The organism is Vibrio sp. 10N.222.54.A3, from assembly GCF_041474095.1.
Lineage (GTDB): Bacteria > Pseudomonadota > Gammaproteobacteria > Enterobacterales > Vibrionaceae > Vibrio > Vibrio crassostreae_C.
In genome coordinates, this window is sequence record NZ_JBFRTN010000087.1 from 1 (window position 1) to 18,576 (window position 18,576).

Genomic DNA, 18,576 nt, shown 5'->3' on the forward strand with positions numbered 1-18,576 from the left:
ATATTAAACTTGGCATACAACTTGTATCTGTGTTGGTTATAAATGATTAATACAGATCTTAAACCTTGTATAGGGTTTATCGAGTAATACACGGTCAGTGCTTATCCATATGAGAGTAAAGCTGGCCGCTTCGCAGAAACTTTGCGAACTCATAAGGAGAGCAAAATGGCTATCAATGTAAGCACTAACGTATCTGCTATGACAGCACAGCGTTACCTGAATAAAGCATCTAATGACTTAGCGACTTCTATGGAGCGTTTGTCATCTGGTCACAAGATCAACAGCGCGAAAGATGATGCGGCAGGTCTGCAAATCTCGAACCGTCTAACCGCTCAGTCTCGTGGTCTTGATGTGGCAATGCGTAATGCCAACGACGGTATTTCGATTGCTCAAACAGCAGAAGGCGCGATGAACGAATCGACTAACGTACTACAACGTATGCGTGATCTAGCGATTCAATCATCAAACGGCACTAACTCGCCGGCAGAGCGTACTGCACTGAACGAAGAGTCAATGGCACTTCAAGATGAGCTTAACCGTATTGCGGAAACCACATCGTTTGGTGGTCGTCGTCTACTGAACGGTTCATTCGGTGAAGCTTCATTCCAGATCGGTTCTAACTCTGGTGAAGCAATGATCATGGCTCTGACAAGTATCCGTGCAGATGACTACCGTATGGGTGGTACTACGTTCGATTCAGAAAACGCGAAAGATAAGAACTGGGAAGTGCCGCCAACAGCGAGCGATCTTAAGTTCGAATTCAAAACCAAAGCGGGTGAAGACATCGTTTTAGATATCAATACCAAAGCGGGCGATGATATCGAAGAGCTTGCGACTTACATTAATGGTCAGTCTGATCTTGTGAACGCATCGGTTACTGATGATGGTCGCATTCAACTGTTCGTTGCTGAACCTGACCTTGACGGCCCAATGTCTATCTCTGGTGGTCTAGCGTCTGAGCTAGGTATTAAGAGTGAAGGCCGCGCAACATCGGTTCAAGATATTAGTTTGATGAGCGTAGCAGGATCACAGAATGCTATTAGCGTGATTGATTCTGCAATGAAATACGTAGATTCACAGCGTGCTGATTTGGGTGCAAAGCAGAACCGTCTAAGCCACAGTATTAATAACTTGGCAAACGTACAAGAGAACGTAGACGCTTCAAACAGCCGAATCAAAGATACGGACTTTGCGAAAGAGACGACGCAAATGACCAAATCACAAATTCTGCAACAAGCAGGTACTTCGATACTTGCTCAAGCGAAACAGTTGCCTAACTCTGCGATGTCACTATTGCAATAGTTATTGGTTGAACTCGCTGCTCGTGTTCAGACGTGAGCCATGCAGCAAGGGAAACTGGCAAGCATACTTACTATTGAGTGTTTAGCTCTCTCATCTCTCACCTGCTATCCATTTTTACAGTAAGAATGCAACGGCAAGTCGGAAATGTGTTCATTTCTCGATGATCTCCACACAGGCTCTGACGCGCCAACTAGCCCCGGTTCTCTCAAAGGAAAAGGGGCTTTTTCCTTTCTGTATTTCTTGTTTTTGCTATTTATTTTCCTGTGAACTTTCTCGCACTACCTTTTCCAAATCTCTATTTGATGGTTCTTCTTCACGACAAATAATGTCATCTATTACACAAGATTTGCGTAAGTCAGAGATCTTTGGCGATTGATCATTTCTCGACCTTGAGCCATTTAGACGGCGGTTCGTACGCTTTCTGAACAGATTAAGATCTTTTTCCAATTGAAATCTATCGCTGTATTAGAAAATGATAAAAATTAAGTTGTTGATAAATATTAGATTAATATTTTTTTTGTGGTTTTTTGAAAGTTTTTCTAAAGCTTCTGATTTTCGCGCCGTTATTAAAAGTAACTTTGAGAGAACTACTTGGTTTTCCGAGACGTCGGAAACCGCTATACCGGAAAATCAATTGGAGAAATCACCATGGCAGTGAATGTAAATACAAACGTTTCAGCGATGACAGCGCAACGTTACCTAAACAACGCAAACAGCGCACAACAAACATCAATGGAGCGTCTAGCTTCTGGCTCAAAAATCAACAGCGCAAAAGATGACGCTGCGGGTCTACAAATCTCGAACCGTTTGAACGTTCAAAGTCGTGGTCTTGATGTTGCTGTACGTAACGCGAACGACGGTATCTCAATTGCACAAACAGCTGAAGGTGCAATGAATGAGACGACTAACATCCTGCAACGTATGCGTGATTTGTCTCTACAATCTTCAAACGGCTCAAACTCAAAATCTGAGCGTGTAGCGATTCAAGAAGAAGTAACAGCGCTGAACGACGAACTGAACCGTATCGCGGAAACGACGTCTTTTGGTGGCAACAAGTTGCTTAACGGTACTCACGGTACTAAATCATTCCAAATCGGTGCAGACAACGGTGAAGCGGTAATGCTTCAACTGAAAGACATGCGCTCTGATAACGCTCAGATGGGTGGTAAGAGCTACCAAACTGAGAACGCGAAAGATAAAGATTGGAACGTTCAAGCAGGCTCTAACGACCTAAAAATGTCGTTCACTGATAACTTCGGTCAAGCACAAGAAATCGACATCAGCGCAAAAGCGGGTGACGACATCGAAGAGCTAGCAACGTACATCAACGGTCAACAAGACTCTGTTAAAGCGTCTGTAACTGAAGACGGTAAGCTACAAATGTTTACTGGTAACAACAAGGTTGAAGGCGAAGTGGCATTCTCTGGCAGCCTGGCTGGCGAACTAGGCATGCAACCTGGCAAAGACGTAACGGTTGATACTATCGACGTAACATCAGTTGGCGGCGCACAAGAGTCTGTAGCTATTATCGATGCGGCACTTAAGTATGTAGATAGCCACCGTGCTGAGCTAGGTGCTTTCCAAAACCGTTTCGACCACGCTATCAGCAACTTAGACAACATTAACGAGAACGTTAACGCATCTAAGAGCCGTATTAAAGATACCGATTTCGCGAAAGAAACGACTCAGATGACTAAGTCTCAGATCCTTTCTCAAGCTTCAAGCTCGATTCTTGCTCAAGCGAAGCAAGCTCCGAACTCGGCACTTAGCCTACTAGGTTAATCGATTAAAAAGCCACGTTGACTATAAGCGTCAACGTTAGGCTTCCACAAATTAGCTCGTGGTGAGAGATGAGCGCTAAACAGACCCAGCTTCGGCTGGGTTTTTTATTGCCTGCAATTTGGAGAAGGGGGGAGTTTTGGTGTTGGTCGTTGATTGGAAAGCGAGATTCCCTATCACGCTCGCTCCTCACTGTAGGGAGTGACGGGAATTGGGAAATGATGGTTTCCTCGCTTACTACATCGAAGCAGTCTTTCGTCACCCCAGAATCGAGTAGAACGAGATATCAGGGATCTCTTCTGACTTTATATTCAACACTACGCTCATTAACTTAAATAATGGGGCAACTTTAGCGAATGTCGCCCTATTAATTGAAGCCCGATCACACTTTCCTTTGTTGTTGAAAAGAATATGAAAAAAAGCGCATTTTTTATTAAAGCTTCTAATTAAGGCGCCGTTAAAGGGATTGAGAGAAATGATATGTACCAATGTAAGGTGAGAGAGACACTGGTGCATAAACAAAATTGACATGTATTAGTGTGAGGTGAGAGTCACATAAGTACATTAAAAAATGCCTAAAGGAGATCAACTATGGCGATTAATGTAAGCACAAATGTGTCTGCAATGACGGCTCAGCGCTACCTAAATAGCGCGGCTGAAGGTACTCAAAAATCAATGGAGCGTTTGTCTTCTGGCTATAAAATCAATAGCGCAAAAGATGATGCTGCAGGCCTACAAATCTCTAACCGCTTAACGTCGCAAAGTCGTGGCCTAGATATGGCTGTGAAAAACGCGAATGACGGTATCTCTATTGCACAGACAGCTGAAGGTGCAATGAATGAGTCAACCAACATTCTGCAACGTATGCGTGACCTTTCTCTTCAATCTTCAAACGGTTCGAACAGCAAATCTGAACGTGTTGCGATCCAAGAAGAAGTCTCTGCTCTAAACACAGAACTTAACCGTATCGCTGAAACGACCTCTTTTGGTGGTAACAAGCTTCTGAACGGTACTTACGGCAGCCAATCTTTCCAAATCGGTGCTGACTCAGGTGAAGCAGTAATGCTATCTATGAGCAACATGCGTACTGACACTCAAGACATGGGTGGTAAGAGCTACGGCGTTACAGAAGGCAAAGATGCTTCTTGGCGTGTAGGTGCGGGTGCTGATTTAACAATCAAATACAACGATAAGTTTGGTGAAGCGCAAGAGCTATCTATCTCTGCTAAAGAAGGCAACGATATCGAAGAGCTAGCAACTTACATCAATGGTCAAAGCCAAGACGTTAAAGCGTCTGTGGGTGAAGGCGGTAAACTGCAACTTTTCGCTTCAAGCCAAAAAGTTGAAGGTGATGTTGAGTTTGGCGGCAGCCTTGCGGGCGAACTAGGTATCGGTGCTGGTAAAGACGTTACCGTTAACGATATCGACGTAACTTCTGTTGCAGGTGCAAACGAAGCAGTATCTATCATTGATGGTGCTCTAAAATCTGTTGATAGCCAACGTGCTTCTCTAGGTGCTTTCCAAAACCGTTTTGACCATGCAATCAGCAACTTAGACAACATCAACGAAAACGTTAATGCGTCTAAGAGCCGTATCAAAGATACCGATTACGCGAAAGAAACAACAGCTATGACGAAGTCTCAAATCCTACAACAGGCGAGTACTTCTATCCTAGCTCAAGCAAAACAGTCACCATCAGCAGCTCTAAGCTTATTGGGCTAAACTTACCTCGGTAAGTAGCGGTAAACTCTACTCTGGGTAGAGTTTTACTGTTTGGCTCATAAAGGAGGGAGGGAGAGTGTTATGGAAATATCATCCAACGCATCGAACATCCAGCCTTATGGCTCACCTAATGGCATTAAAATTGCAAGCGATGAAGGTAGTAGTGCGTCGAGTCTTTCGCGACTAAAAGAAGCAACATCTTATGACAAGGTAGAGAAATCGAAAGAGCAAGCTACCGAAGCGGCGATTCAATTAGCTCAACATAGACAAGAGTTAAATGATGAAGAGCGAGTCAAAATGGTGGAGAAGGTAAACGAGTTTATCTCCTCTCTCAATAAAGGTGTGGCTTTTAAGGTCGATGAAGAATCTGGGAGAGATGTGGTGACCATTTATGAGACCACAACCGGTGATATTATTCGCCAGATCCCTGATGAAGAAATGCTTGAAATTCTAAGACGCCTAGCAGCCCAAAACTCGAATAGTCGAATATTTGAGGTGAAGGTTTAAGTCGTATTATTGAGGTGATTTAATGAGTTTTGGCCCAATGGGGATTTCGTCTGGCATGGATATCAATTCCATGGTCAGCAAAATTGTTGATTCGGAGCGTGTACCTAAACAGCAACGAATCGACAATGAACGAACGCGAATCGATACCAGCATTAGTGCCTATGGAAGACTCAGAGAATCCCTTGATTCGATGAAAAACCTGATGACAAACTTTCGTCAGGAAAAAGCTTTTGCTGTGCGAACAGTGGAAAGTACCGATGAAGCGCTTGTCTCTGCAACCGCGACTACCGAAGCGATCGCTGGCAAATATGCCATCGATGTGTTGCAGCTTGCCCAAAGCCATAAAGTGGCTTCTGATGTACTGTCAGAGGACATGAAATTTGGCCCAGGTAAGCTGCAGGTTTCGCTTGGTGATGACAGCTTTGACGTGCAAGTTGGCGACAGATCGAGACTTATCGAAGTTGTTCGTGGTATCAACGGTGCAGATAGCAACCCAGGCGTTCGTGCATCTATTATCAACGATGTCGAAGGTCCAAGACTTATTATTGCCTCGAACCAGTCTGGTTCAGATCAGCAGATCAGCATTAATGTTGAGTCAGATGCTGCCAATCCCTTAAAAAAACTCGAATACAAAACGCTTGAAGAACGTGTTAAAGCGCTAGAGAAAGCGCGCGTTGCTGCTCAAGATATTCTAGCTCTAACCCCTGCAGGAAAAGCCGTTGAACTCATCGATGAAGTGATCGCTAGCGATGACCCAAATGCGAATGAAACACTCGATAAAGATGGCAATATCATCCCAGCAGCCCAAACCGATTCTACTTCAGATGTTGACGGAGACTCTAAAAGTCTCAGCTACGGTGAGCAAGCAGCCGCCGACGGCCAAGCCGCCCTAGACGCAGCTCAAGCGGCAAAGTCTGTGATGCCTGAAGATAATATCCCTGGCTGGACTGAAACCGCGTCAGGTACGCTTTTAGATTCTTACTACACACCAGAACTTGAGCTTGATGAAAAAGCGATAGAGAAGGCACCCGATGTGCCGGGGTGGTCAAATGCTGCCTCAGGTACTCTGACCGATTCATACGTGACACCGAAAGAAGCCCAACAAAAGCTTGAGGCTGAGCAAGCGCGTATCGAAGAGAAGATTTCACAAGAAAAAGCGGAGTTGGCTGAGAAAGTTCAAAAAGGCGAACTCACCGCAGAGCAAGCCAAGAAAATTGAGCGTGCCAAATTAGAACCCGAAGAGCGCGAGCTCTTAGAGAAGGTCGATAAAGCGCAAGCAGACCTTGAACAAGCACAGCAATCTTTTGATACCTATAGTGGAATGACTGAAGTTCAGGCTGGCCAAGATTCTATGGTTGTCCTAGATGGTGTTGCTCAACTCTCTAGTAATAACAATGTGATTGAAGATGCCATTGAAGGTATTGATATTACGGTGAAAGGAAAAACGCCAAAAGATAAGCCGCCGGCAGAAATTGGTGTGGAGTACGACCGTAATAGTGTTCGCCAAGACATTGAAGCTTTTGTTAATTCTTATAATCAGTTTTACCAAGTGTCTAAAAACTTGGCGGGTGTTGACCCAACGACTGGCCAAAAAGGCCCGCTGTCTGGTGACAGTACCGTGCGTAACGCCGACTCACGATTAAAAGGTGTGTTCTCATCAAGTATCGAAGGTGCGCCAGACAATCTAAAGTCTTTGACTGAATTCGGTATCACCACCACAAGACAAGGCTCGCTAGAAATCAACTACGATATGCTTGACCGTCAACTCAACAATAACTTTGATAAGTTGGGTGAGTTCTTTGGTGGCAACAACGGTTTCGCCAAAAAAGTGGAAGATGCGATTCAAGGTATCACAGGTATCACGGGTTCAATCCGTACTAGAGAAAAGAGCTTGGTCGAGCAAAACTACCGTTTGGTTGATGACCAAAGCGCGCTCGACCGCCGCATGGACAGCCTAGAGAGCCGTACCCACTCTAAGTTCACAGCCATGCAAGATGCGACCAGTAAGATGCAATCTCAGCTGGGCAGTATGATGAATGCGTTGGGCTAATAGATGAATAGCCAGCTACAAGAGCTTTGTGAACTCGATCAACTAATTATCTCTAAACTGGAATTTAGTGAAATTAATGCTGAAGAAATAACGCAGCTTGTCGATAACAGAGAACAGTTATTGCAAAACGTGCTTCAAATAATCGACTCACATCCCGACGTTAAGCAAAGTTCTGAATGGTTTGAAGCCATTACCAGAACCAGAAAATTAGTCGAATTGATGCAGTCTGAGACGAGTCGAGTAGGTAAGACCCTACATAAATACCGTCACGGCGCTAAATCAGTTCAACAATACAAAAAGTTTTTATAGAAGAGGTTTACTATGCGCGGTTCTTTACAGGCATATAAAAAGGTATCAGTGGATAGTCAGCTAACGGCTGCCTCACCGCATAAGATTGTACAAATGCTAATGGCCGGTGCTATCGAGCGTTTGATTCAAGGCAAAGCGGCAATGCAAGCAGGCAACATCCCAGTGAAAGGTGAGCGACTTGGTAAGGCTCTAGATATCATTATTAGCCTACGTAGTTGCCTATCTATGGACGATGGTGGCGATATTGCGAAAAACCTAGATCAACTTTATGAGTTCATGATCACGCAAATTTCTGCGGCAAATCACAAAAATGACCCACAGCCTATTGATGATGTTATCGATATTATTCGCGAAATTAAGAGCGCTTGGGACCAAATTCCGAACGAATATCACAACTTGACGTCCGCTGACGTAGGTATTTAAAGAAAAATTGCAGTTTTAACCAATCTCATATCCCTTAATTGGTTGGTTGCCTTATTTTTTTAATCAAATAAAATAGAAGCCATTAGATAGCCTAATGGCTTTTTTCGTTGCTGATTTCCTAAATTTGTCCACGTAGACCATAATCATTGATACATCTCACTGTTTTATAGACTACGTTGCTCACCGTTTTTCCGCATCGCACCAAAATAAAGGCAATAATTCCTACTTATGCAAGGTTTGGCAAAACTGCTTGTCGTCGATGATAACGCTCAAGATCTTCACAATTTAAGCACAATATTAGAGTTTGTAGGAGAGAGCTGCGAAGTAATCAGCTCTGAACAAGCACGTAAAGTTGACTGGTCACTACAGTGGGCCGGCTGCATTATTGGTACCATTAAAGGTAAAGGCTTCAACGCATTACTGAATGAGAAGCTTGTTCACGCCAATCACATCCCTTTACTGGTGATTGGCAAAAACAATCACCCGGTTGACGAGTTGACTAACTATGTTGGTGAGCTTGAACTTCCTCTTAACTACCCGCAATTAAGTGATGCATTAAGACACTGTAAAGACTTCTTAGGCCGCAAAGGTGTTCAAGTTGTGTCTTCGGCACGCAAGAACACCCTGTTTCGCAGCCTAGTAGGACAAAGTGCTGGCATTCAAGAAGTACGTCACTTAATTGAACAAGTCTCTTCTACGGAAGCGAACGTGCTGATTCTTGGTGAATCTGGTACAGGCAAAGAAGTCGTAGCGCGTAACATTCACTATCACTCTAAACGTCGTTCAGGGCCTTTTGTTCCTGTAAACTGTGGCGCGATTCCACCTGATTTGCTTGAAAGTGAACTGTTTGGTCATGAGAAGGGCGCATTTACTGGGGCGATTACCGCACGTAAAGGCCGTTTTGAATTGGCTGAAGGTGGCACACTGTTTCTTGATGAAATTGGCGATATGCCGATGGCGATGCAAGTTAAGCTGCTACGAGTACTGCAAGAGCGATGCTTTGAGCGTGTAGGTGGCAATAGCACCATACAAGCTGATGTTAGAGTGATTGCGGCAACCCACCGCAACCTTGAAGATATGATCGACGATGATTCGTTCCGTGAAGATCTTTACTACCGCTTAAATGTATTCCCGATTGAAATGCCGGCGCTTCAAGATCGTAAAGAAGATATTCCACTGTTGCTTCAAGAGCTGATGACTCGAATGGAAGCGGAAGGCAGCATGCCTATCTGTTTCACGGCTCGTGCTATCAACTCTTTGATGGAGCATTACTGGCCAGGTAACGTTCGTGAACTAGCGAACCTGGTTGAACGAATGGTTATCTTGTATCCAAACAGCTTGGTTGATGTGAATCACCTGCCAACTAAATATCGATACAGCGATATCCCTGAGTTCCAGCCAGAGTTTAATAGCTTTGGATCTGAAGAGGAGCAAGAGCGTGATGCACTTGCTGACTTATTCTCAGAAGATTTCAGTTTTGATCAGCAAGATGATATTGCCGACAATGCTAATGCGCCTCAAGAGTTACCGCCAGAAGGGGTTAACTTGAAAGAGCTACTCGCGGATATGGAAGTGAACATGATTAACCAAGCCTTGGAAGCGCAGGGTGGCATTGTTGCCCGTGCTGCAGACATGCTTGGAATGCGCAGAACCACTCTGGTTGAAAAAATGCGGAAGTATAATCTACAGCGATAGAGCTCAGATTCGTGTTCAGCGATATCAAATTAAGACGGGTGTTGAGTTAAAGCATCGTTTTGGTTGAGAGAATAGAGAGGGCATAGTCGAGTTGTTGCTTGCTTAACTATGTGATAAATATAGCAAATAGCCTGACGCGTGTTTTACGTGTCAGGCTGTTTTAGTATTTGAGGCAAATTTTTGACATGCACGGATCTAACGAATCAGAAAATCAGTCACACCTAGATTCAGTTGAACAGCAGGTTGAGCGCTATAAGCAAGTGCTTGATGTGATGCCAGCAGGTGTCATCTTGTTAGATACTCATGGTGAAGTAAGGGAAGCGAACCCAGAAGCGCACCGAATTTTAGGTGTGGAACTGGTGGGCGAGAAGTGGTTTTCGGTGATTCAAAGTGCCTTTGACCCTAAAGACGATGATGGACATGAGATCTCACTGAAGAATGGGCGTAAGGTTCGTTTGGCTATTTCAGCTTCTACCACGGGTCAACTTATCTTGATTACCGACCTGACAGAAACTCGTCTTCTACAGTCTCGCGTGAGTGATCTTCAGCGCTTGTCGTCGTTAGGCAGAATGGTAGCCTCGTTGGCGCATCAGGTTCGTACGCCACTTTCTAGTGCGATGTTGTATGCATCAAACCTTGCCGCGCCGAACCTGCCGCCAGCAACAAAAACGCGCTTTCAATCTAAGCTTATGGATAGATTGCATGACTTAGAGAAGCAAGTGAACGACATGCTGTTGTTTGCCAAAGGTGGTGACAACAAAGTCGTTAAGCCATTTACTGTGGCTGAATTGATCACTGAATTTCACCCTATGGTGGAAGCGGCATTTAAAACTAACCAGATTGATTATTGCCAAGAAGTTGAGGGCGAACAGACTCAAATGTTCGGCAACGCCAATGCTATCGCCTCAGCGTTAAGCAACCTAGTGTTGAACGCGGTTCAAATTGCGGGTAAAGAATCGCAGATTGATGTTTTTTTTAGGCCCGTAAACGGCGAGCTTAAGATATCAGTGCAAGACAGTGGCCCCGGCGTACCGAAAGAGCTTCAAGGTAAAATTATGGAACCCTTCTTTACCACTCGTTCGCAAGGTACAGGTCTAGGTTTAGCCGTTGTACAAATGGTCTGTCGAGCACATGAAGGCCGACTGGAATTGATATCAGAAGAAGGGGACGGCGCATGCTTTACTATGTGTCTACCGCTGGAAAGAAGCGCTTCTTCTGAAGACTAATAAGTTTTAACTGAATTTACACTGGAGAATCCTATGGCTCAAAGCAAAGTGTTAATCGTCGAAGATGATGAAGGTCTACGCGAAGCCCTTGTCGATACTCTCGCGCTTGCTGGCTATGAATGGCTGGAAGCGGATTGTGCGGAAGATGCTCTGGTAAAATTAAAATCGAACTCCGTTGATATTGTCGTATCTGACGTGCAGATGGCGGGCATGGGTGGCTTGGCGTTATTGAGAAACATCAAGCAGCATTGGCCAAATCTACCAGTATTGTTGATGACAGCGTATGCCAACATTGAAGACGCCGTTGCCGCAATGAAAGAGGGCGCTATAGACTATATGGCAAAGCCATTTGCGCCTGAAGTACTGCTCAATATGGTGAGCCGTTATGCTCCGGTAAAATCGGATGATAATGGCGATGCCATCGTTGCCGATGAGAAAAGCATCAAGCTAATGATGTTGGCTGATAAGGTGGCTAAAACCGATGCTAACGTCATGGTGTTGGGGCCAAGTGGTTCTGGTAAAGAGGTCATGTCTCGCTATATTCACAACGCTTCGAGCCGTAAAGACGGTCCGTTTGTTGCGATTAACTGCGCCGCGATTCCAGATAACATGTTGGAAGCAACACTGTTTGGCTACGATAAAGGCGCGTTTACTGGTGCTATTCAAGCTTGTCCTGGTAAATTTGAGCAAGCTCAAGGCGGTACTATTTTGTTGGATGAGATCAGTGAAATGGATCTTAGCCTACAAGCAAAACTACTGCGCGTGTTGCAAGAGCGCGAAGTTGAACGTCTTGGTAGCCGTAAGAGTATCAAACTGGATGTTCGTGTTCTGGCAACCAGTAACCGCGACCTAAAGCAGTATGTTTCTGAAGGGAATTTCCGTGAGGATTTATACTACCGCCTGAATGTATTCCCAATTTCTTGGCCTCCATTGTGCGAGCGTAAAGGCGATATTGAGCCTTTAGCCAAGCACTTAGTCGAGCGCCACTGCACCAAACTTGGTATGCCTGTACCCGTTATGTCAGCACAAGCGATCAGTAAACTCGTCAATTATCCGTGGCCGGGCAATGTTCGCGAATTAGACAATGTGGTACAGCGTGCGTTAATATTGAGCGAACAAGAGAACATCTCTGGTGAGCATATCCTTCTTGAAGGTGTCGATTGGCAAGACGCAAGCAGCCTACAACAAATCGTCGAAGGCACTGACGTAGCTGCGCCAGAAATCAAGCCTATTGCCGAAGCAAACCCAATCAATAAAATTGCGGCTAGCAGCGAAGGGTTAGGTAATGAGCTTAGAGATCAAGAGTATGCGATCATTCTTGAAACCCTGATTGCATGTAATGGTCGACGCAAAGATATGGCTGAAAAACTGGGTATTAGCCCTCGTACACTGCGTTACAAGTTGGCTAAAATGCGCGATGCTGGAATAGATATCCCAAACTGAGGATAGATTAGTAGTGTCAGCTTTCTGACTAGTGTAATACGATATCTAGTCAATTAAATGTGTGGCACGCTAATTGCTCTGTCAATAATATAGCTAAATAGATGGTCATAATTTTGACTCCTGAGGTAGTAGATGAGAATAGATGGTTTACAAGGCGAAATGCAGGCAATGATGGTCGAAGCTGCCAGCGCGCGTCCCGCAGCAACGGGGCAAGCGGTCGGTGCAGATTTTGGCAACATGCTGACTAATGCCATCAATAATGTGAACTCATTACAAAAGACTTCAGGTGATCTTCAAGCTCGTTTTGATAGTGGCGACCAAAGCGTATCCCTATCGGACGTGATGATTGCTCGTAATAAATCTAGTGTGGCTTTTGAGGCGACGATCCAAATTAGAAATAAATTGGTCGAATCGTACAAAGAGCTGATGAATATGCCGGTATAAGTTGGGTAGTTAAATAGTGGCAGATAATAGTCAAACAACAGATTTAACCGTAAGCGATAGCAACGACCACGCACTGATTGCAGGCTCCGAGCTAGACGGAGAAGGGCAAAATCCCGATCTAGGTGAACGCAGTTCATCGAAGTTCGATATGGCTGTCGGTGATCTCGATTTACTTCGTCAGGTCGTCTTAGTCCTTTCTATCTCTATCTGTGTAGCGCTGATTGTGATGCTGTTTTTCTGGGTAAAAGAGCCAGAAATGCGTCCATTAGGGGCTTACGAAACAGAAGAATTGATCCCCGTTCTTGATTACTTGGATCTGCAAAAGATCCAGTACACGCTTGAAGGCAATACCATCTCAGTACCGGCGAGTGAGTACAACTCATTAAAGCTTAATATGGTACGAGCGGGTTTGAATCAAGAGCGAAACGCGGGTGATGACATCCTCATGCAAGACATGGGTTTTGGTGTATCACAACGTTTAGAACAAGAACGCCTTAAATTAAGCCGCGAAAGACAACTTGCCAAAGCCATTGAGCAGATGAAACAGGTGCGTAAAGCTCAGGTTTTATTGGCCCTGCCGAAGCAGAGTGTTTTTGTACGTCATAATCAAGAAGCCTCTGCTTCTGTATTCCTAACTCTAAAAACAGGTACTAACCTCAAGCAGCAAGAAGTTGATTCTGTTGTGGATATGGTGGCAAGTGCCGTTCCGGGAATGAAAACCTCACGTATTACGGTGACCGATCAGCATGGCCGATTGTTGAGCTCAGGCTCTCAAGACCCTATGTCAGCGGCGCGTCGTAAAGAACACGAGTTAGAGCGCAATCAAGAACAAGCGCTGCGTGAAAAAATTGACTCCATCCTGATTCCTATTCTTGGGTTTGGTAACTACACCGCTCAGGTTGATATCCAGCTCGATTTCAGTGCTGTGGAGCAAACCAGAAAACGTTTTGATCCGAATACACCGGCGACTCGAAGTGAATACACCTTAGAAGATTACAACAATGGAAATACGGTGGCGGGTATTCCGGGTGCGTTGAGTAACCAGCCTCCAGCGGATGCCTCAATTCCACAAGATGTGGCTCAGATGAAAGACGGCGCGATGACAGGTCAAGGCTCTGTTCACAAAGAAGCGACTCGAAACTTTGAGCTAGACACCACCATCAGTCATGAACGTAAACAGAGCGGCACGGTTAATCGTCAGACGGTTTCTGTTGCGATCAAAGACCGCCAATCCTTGAACCCAGATACGGGTGAAGTGGTTCATACTCCGATTCCGGCGAGCGAGATCAATGCGATTCGCCAAGTACTGATTGGTACGGTGGGCTTTGATGAAACTCGTGGTGATTTGCTCAACGTATTAAGCATGCAGTTTGCACCTCAAGTAACAGATGTTGTTGCTGATGTGCCAATCTGGGAGCATCCAAACTTCAATGATTGGGTTCGTTGGTTTGCAAGTGCCTTGGTTATCATTGTGGTGGTGTTGGTACTTGTTCGCCCTGCAATGAAGAAACTGCTTAACCCAGCAGCAGACAACGATGAACAGATGTACGGACCTGATGGCATGCCAATTGGTGCCGACGGCGAAACCAGCTTAATTGGTGGTGATATTGAAGGTGGTGAGCTGTTTGAATTTGGTTCAAGTATCGACTTACCAAACCTTCATAAAGACGAGGACGTGCTGAAAGCAGTACGTGCACTTGTAGCGAATGAACCAGAGCTAGCAGCTCAAGTAGTTAAGAATTGGATGGTAGATGGCTAACGAAATAGTTCCACAACAAACTGAAGGCGGTGAAGTGCTTGATGTCTCTAGCGTGGATATCGGCTCTATCTCAGGCGATGAGCGCGCTGCGATCTTGTTGCTCAGTTTAAATGAAGAAGATGCTGCTGGTATTATTCGTCACCTAGAGCCAAAGCAGGTTCAGCGTGTGGGTAGTGCGATGGCGCGAGCTACAGACCTATCCCAAGAGAAAGTAGGCGCTGTGCACCGTGCTTTCTTAGATGATATTCAGAAGTACACCAACATTGGTATGGGCAGCGAAGACTTCATGCGTAATGCGTTAGTTGCTGCTCTGGGTGAAGACAAGGCGAATAACCTTGTTGACCAAATCCTTCTCGGCACAGGTTCGAAAGGTTTGGATTCGCTTAAGTGGATGGATCCTCGTCAGGTGGCGAGCATTATCATCAACGAGCACCCTCAAATTCAAACTATTGTGTTGTCGTACCTCGATGCCGATCAATCGGCTGAGATCCTGTCTCAGTTCCCAGAGCGAGTTCGTCTGGATCTGATGATGCGTATTGCCAACCTTGAAGAAGTTCAACCTTCGGCGCTTGCTGAACTGAATGAAATCATGGAGAAACAGTTCGCGGGTCAAGCGGGTGCTCAAGCTGCCAAAATTGGTGGCCTGAAAGCCGCGGCTGAGATCATGAACTACATGGATAACAACGTGGAAGGCGTCTTGATGGATCAAATCCGTGACCAAGACGAAGACATGGCAACACAGATTCAAGATCTGATGTTTGTCTTTGAAAACCTTATTGAAGTTGATGACCAAGGTGTTCAACGACTACTACGTGATGTTCCACAAGATATTCTACAGAAAGCACTTAAAGGTGCAGATGAAGGTCTACGTGAGAAGATCTTCAAGAACATGTCTAAACGTGCTGCCGATATGATGAGAGACGATATTGAGGCGATGCCGCCAGTCAAAGTCTCTGATGTTGAAGCGGCTCAGAAAGAGATTTTGGGTATCGCGAGGAAGATGGCAGACAGTGGCGAAATTATGCTGTCTGGTGGCGCCGACGAGTTCCTTTAATACAGAAATCTCAAAAGCCCCACACTGTTGGGGCTTTTCTTTATCCAATCTCGAACCACAGATTAACTCAGTTTAACTGCTTGAATTCACAATACAGTTAAGCCACTCATAGATAGGTACTGATATGTCAGGTGATAGAAAACGCGGCTTCCTTCGCCCTGAAGAAGATAATACGGTTGCCCAACCTCAGAAATGGGGGCTGCCTGACTACACCTCTGACGTGAGCAAACAAGCCAAAGAAACCGCTTTTAACTACGACCCTAGTTGGATGCCAATGGTTGAAGAAGCCATTGAAGATGAAGAGCTGGTTCTGACTGAAGAGCAAATCGAGCTGATTAAACAAGGCGCTTATCAGGAAGGGCTGCATCAAGGCCAAGAGGCGGGCTTTAAGCAAGGCTATGAAAAAGGCAAAGAAGAAGGTTTTGCTGCCGGTCACGAAGAAGGCAACGAAGCCGGCAAGCTTGAAGGCGTAACCGCGGGTCAAGAGTACATTCAACAGCAGGTGGCCGTCTTCATGGGGCTGGCAAACCAGTTCGCTCAACCATTAGAATTGATGAACGCTCAGGTGGAGAAGCAATTGGTCGACATGGTGCTTACCATGGTCAAAGAAGTGGTTCATGTTGAAGTGCAAACCAACCCACAAATCATATTAGATACCGTTAAAGAATCGGTAGAGTCGTTGCCGATTTCTGGTCACGCAATCACATTGAAACTCAATCCGGAAGATGTGGCGATCATTCGCTCTGCGTATGGCGAGACTGAATTGGACTGCCGTAATTGGACGCTGGTCGCAGAGCCAGCACTCAACCGTGGTGATGTACAAATTGAAGCGGGTGAGTCGAGCGTTAACTACCGCATGGAAGATCGTGTAAAGAACGTTATTCAAAATTTCTGCGGCGCAAATCGTCACCAAGGTCATGAGTAATGCTTGAGTTAGCGAATCGTCTCAGTCAGTACAAAGTCGAGGGGCTAAAATCGCGACCGATTGCCTCAGGTAAGTTAGTACGCGTTGTTGGCTTAACGCTTGAAGCGACCGGCTGTAAAGCGCCAATCGGAAGTTTGTGTTTAGTCGAAACCATGTCTGGTCAGATGGAAGCCGAAGTCGTCGGTTTCTCTGGCGATAACCTATTTTTGATGCCGAGTGAGCAAATCACCGGGATCTTACCTGGCGCTCGCGTCACGCCAATGACTACCGAAAGTGGTATCCCTGTTGGAATGGAACTGCTCGGTCGAGTGATCGACGGCGTAGGTAATCCACTCGACGGTTTAGGTCCAATCTATACAGAGCAACGCGCTTCATTTAATGCGGAGCCAATCAACCCGTTAGCTCGTAAACCGATTTCTGAACCACTCGATGTCGGCTTGAAAGCCATTAATGGTTTGCTAACCGTGGGTAAAGGGCAACGTATCGGTCTGTTTGCTGGCTCTGGTGTCGGTAAATCCGTAACTCTGGGCATGATGACTCGAGGCACAACTGCGCAAGTAGTGGTCGTAGGCCTAATCGGTGAGCGTGGACGAGAAGTTAAAGAATTTATTGAAGAGATTCTTGGTGAAGATGGCCGTAAGCGTTCGGTTGTTGTTGCCGCTCCTGCCGACTCATCACCATTGATGCGCTTAAAAGGCTGTCAAACCGCGTTGGCTGTCGCCGAGTACTTCCGCGACCAAGGCTTAGATGTTCTGCTACTCATGGATTCATTGACCCGTTTTGCTCAAGCTCAGCGTGAAATTGCTCTGTCTGTGGGTGAGCCGCCAGCAACCAAGGGCTATCCGCCATCAGTCTTCGCTAAGCTTCCTGCGCTGGTGGAACGAGCAGGTAACGGCAATGATGAACAAGGTTCTATCACGGCTTTCTTTACCGTGTTAACCGAAGGCGATGACTTACAAGATCCGATTGCGGATGCGTCGCGAGCAATTCTCGATGGTCACGTTGTGTTATCTCGTGAGATGGCCGATGCCGGTCACTACCCAGCGATTGACGTTGAGAAATCCGTCAGTCGTGTTATGCCGCAAATCACCACTGAAGAACATGTCTTGATGTCGAAAGCGGTAAGGCAAGTGCTGTCTATCTGCCGTAAAAACCAAGATTTGGTGTCAATTGGTGCTTACAAGCCAGGAACGGATCCAGCAATCGATAGTGCCTTCACGTTGAAACCAAAACTGGATGAGTACTTGCAGCAGAAGATGAAAGAGACCGTCCCATACGACATGTGCGTCAACATGTTGAAACATGTATTGGGTGGCTAACGGGTGAATAAGGTTAGTCATGGATAACGCATTAGAATTTTTGCTCGATCAAGCCAAAGATCAAGAGAACCAAGCGGTACTTGCGCTCAACAAAGCGAACTCTGAGCTGCAAGGCTACTATGAGCAGGTTGCGCAGATTGAAAAGTATCGACTGGATTACTGTCAGCAGCTCGTTGACCGCGGCAAGGCAGGCTTAACGGCGAGCCAATATGGTCACTTGAACCGCTTCTTAACTCAGTTGGATGAAACATTATCCAAACAGAGAGAAGCCGAGCACCACTTTAAAAATCAAGTCGACAACTGCCAAAGCTACTGGATGGAGTTACGCAAAAAACGTAAATCCTACGAGTGGTTGATGGAGAAAAAGCAGAAAGAGAAAGCAAAGCTGCAAGATCGAAGAGAACAAAAGCAAATGGATGAATTTTCGACTCTGTTATACAGCCGAAAGAAGATGTGATCCTAAGCCACGAATGACGTCAGTGCTGTTCTCTATATTGTGAAAACCGAACTTATAGGCATGTTTCTTGCTCCGTTTTATATAAAATTGCGCGTTATGCCCACCAAAGGCATGAAAAGCATCCGACTTTCTTTTTGTTGCCTGATTCATGGCAGCAAAGCT

16 protein-coding genes are annotated in these 18,576 nt (G+C 45.5%); all 16 read left to right on the forward strand.

The window, feature by feature from the left end; translation table 11 throughout:
• The first annotated feature begins 165 nt into the window (after window positions 1–165).
• The gene (locus AB4507_RS18250; RefSeq protein WP_017069005.1) at window positions 166–1,302 is read left to right on the forward strand and encodes a flagellin; all 1,137 of its coding nucleotides are present in this window, start codon (window positions 166–168) and stop codon (window positions 1,300–1,302) included.
• A 648-nt stretch (window positions 1,303–1,950) separates the two neighbouring features.
• The gene (locus tag AB4507_RS18255) at window positions 1,951–3,084 is read left to right on the forward strand and encodes a flagellin (RefSeq protein ID WP_048616124.1); all 1,134 of its coding nucleotides are present in this window, start codon (window positions 1,951–1,953) and stop codon (window positions 3,082–3,084) included.
• 588 nt (window positions 3,085–3,672) lie between these two features.
• Window positions 3,673–4,803, forward strand: coding sequence for a flagellin (locus AB4507_RS18260; protein WP_017066381.1), 1,131 nt, complete (start codon window positions 3,673–3,675; stop codon window positions 4,801–4,803).
• An 81-nt stretch (window positions 4,804–4,884) separates the two neighbouring features.
• Window positions 4,885–5,310, forward strand: coding sequence for a flagellar protein FlaG (flaG, locus tag AB4507_RS18265; protein WP_372073059.1), 426 nt, complete (start codon window positions 4,885–4,887; stop codon window positions 5,308–5,310).
• Window positions 5,311–5,332: 22 nt separating this feature from the next.
• Window positions 5,333–7,360: a flagellar filament capping protein FliD gene (gene fliD, locus AB4507_RS18270; RefSeq protein ID WP_137001512.1), complete on the forward strand. Its 2,028-nt coding sequence runs from the start codon at window positions 5,333–5,335 to the stop codon at window positions 7,358–7,360.
• Window positions 7,361–7,363: 3 nt separating this feature from the next.
• Window positions 7,364–7,669 carry a flagellar protein FliT gene (locus AB4507_RS18275; protein WP_017060688.1) on the forward strand — a complete coding sequence of 102 codons (306 nt, stop codon included), beginning with the start codon at window positions 7,364–7,366 and terminating at the stop codon, window positions 7,667–7,669.
• 12 nt (window positions 7,670–7,681) lie between these two features.
• Window positions 7,682–8,092, forward strand: a complete 411-nt coding sequence (fliS, locus tag AB4507_RS18280) for a flagellar export chaperone FliS (protein WP_004736194.1) — start codon at window positions 7,682–7,684, stop codon at window positions 8,090–8,092.
• A 228-nt stretch (window positions 8,093–8,320) separates the two neighbouring features.
• Window positions 8,321–9,787 carry a sigma-54 dependent transcriptional regulator gene (locus AB4507_RS18285; RefSeq protein ID WP_102321177.1) on the forward strand — a complete coding sequence of 489 codons (1,467 nt, stop codon included), beginning with the start codon at window positions 8,321–8,323 and terminating at the stop codon, window positions 9,785–9,787.
• A gap of 185 nt (window positions 9,788–9,972) precedes the next feature.
• Window positions 9,973–11,013: a PAS domain-containing sensor histidine kinase gene (locus AB4507_RS18290; RefSeq protein ID WP_372183064.1), complete on the forward strand. Its 1,041-nt coding sequence runs from the start codon at window positions 9,973–9,975 to the stop codon at window positions 11,011–11,013.
• A gap of 33 nt (window positions 11,014–11,046) precedes the next feature.
• Window positions 11,047–12,456, forward strand: coding sequence for a sigma-54-dependent transcriptional regulator (locus AB4507_RS18295; protein WP_372183065.1), 1,410 nt, complete (start codon window positions 11,047–11,049; stop codon window positions 12,454–12,456).
• 132 nt (window positions 12,457–12,588) lie between these two features.
• Window positions 12,589–12,900, forward strand: a complete 312-nt coding sequence (gene fliE, locus AB4507_RS18300; protein ID WP_017060684.1) for a flagellar hook-basal body complex protein FliE — start codon at window positions 12,589–12,591, stop codon at window positions 12,898–12,900.
• A 16-nt stretch (window positions 12,901–12,916) separates the two neighbouring features.
• Window positions 12,917–14,659 carry a flagellar basal-body MS-ring/collar protein FliF gene (gene fliF / locus AB4507_RS18305; protein WP_017064120.1) on the forward strand — a complete coding sequence of 581 codons (1,743 nt, stop codon included), beginning with the start codon at window positions 12,917–12,919 and terminating at the stop codon, window positions 14,657–14,659.
• A complete protein-coding gene (fliG, locus tag AB4507_RS18310) occupies window positions 14,652–15,713 on the forward strand; it encodes a flagellar motor switch protein FliG (RefSeq protein ID WP_017060682.1) in 1,062 nt (353 codons plus the stop codon). Before fliF ends, fliG begins: the two co-directional genes overlap by 8 nt.
• Window positions 15,714–15,837: 124 nt before the next feature.
• A complete protein-coding gene (gene fliH, locus AB4507_RS18315; RefSeq protein WP_137001516.1) occupies window positions 15,838–16,638 on the forward strand; it encodes a flagellar assembly protein FliH in 801 nt (266 codons plus the stop codon).
• A complete protein-coding gene (gene fliI / locus AB4507_RS18320) occupies window positions 16,638–17,957 on the forward strand; it encodes a flagellar protein export ATPase FliI (protein ID WP_017060680.1) in 1,320 nt (439 codons plus the stop codon). Before fliH ends, fliI begins: the two co-directional genes overlap by 1 nt.
• A gap of 19 nt (window positions 17,958–17,976) precedes the next feature.
• A complete protein-coding gene (gene fliJ, locus AB4507_RS18325; protein ID WP_017060679.1) occupies window positions 17,977–18,414 on the forward strand; it encodes a flagellar export protein FliJ in 438 nt (145 codons plus the stop codon).
• The last annotated feature ends 162 nt before the right edge of the window (window positions 18,415–18,576 follow it).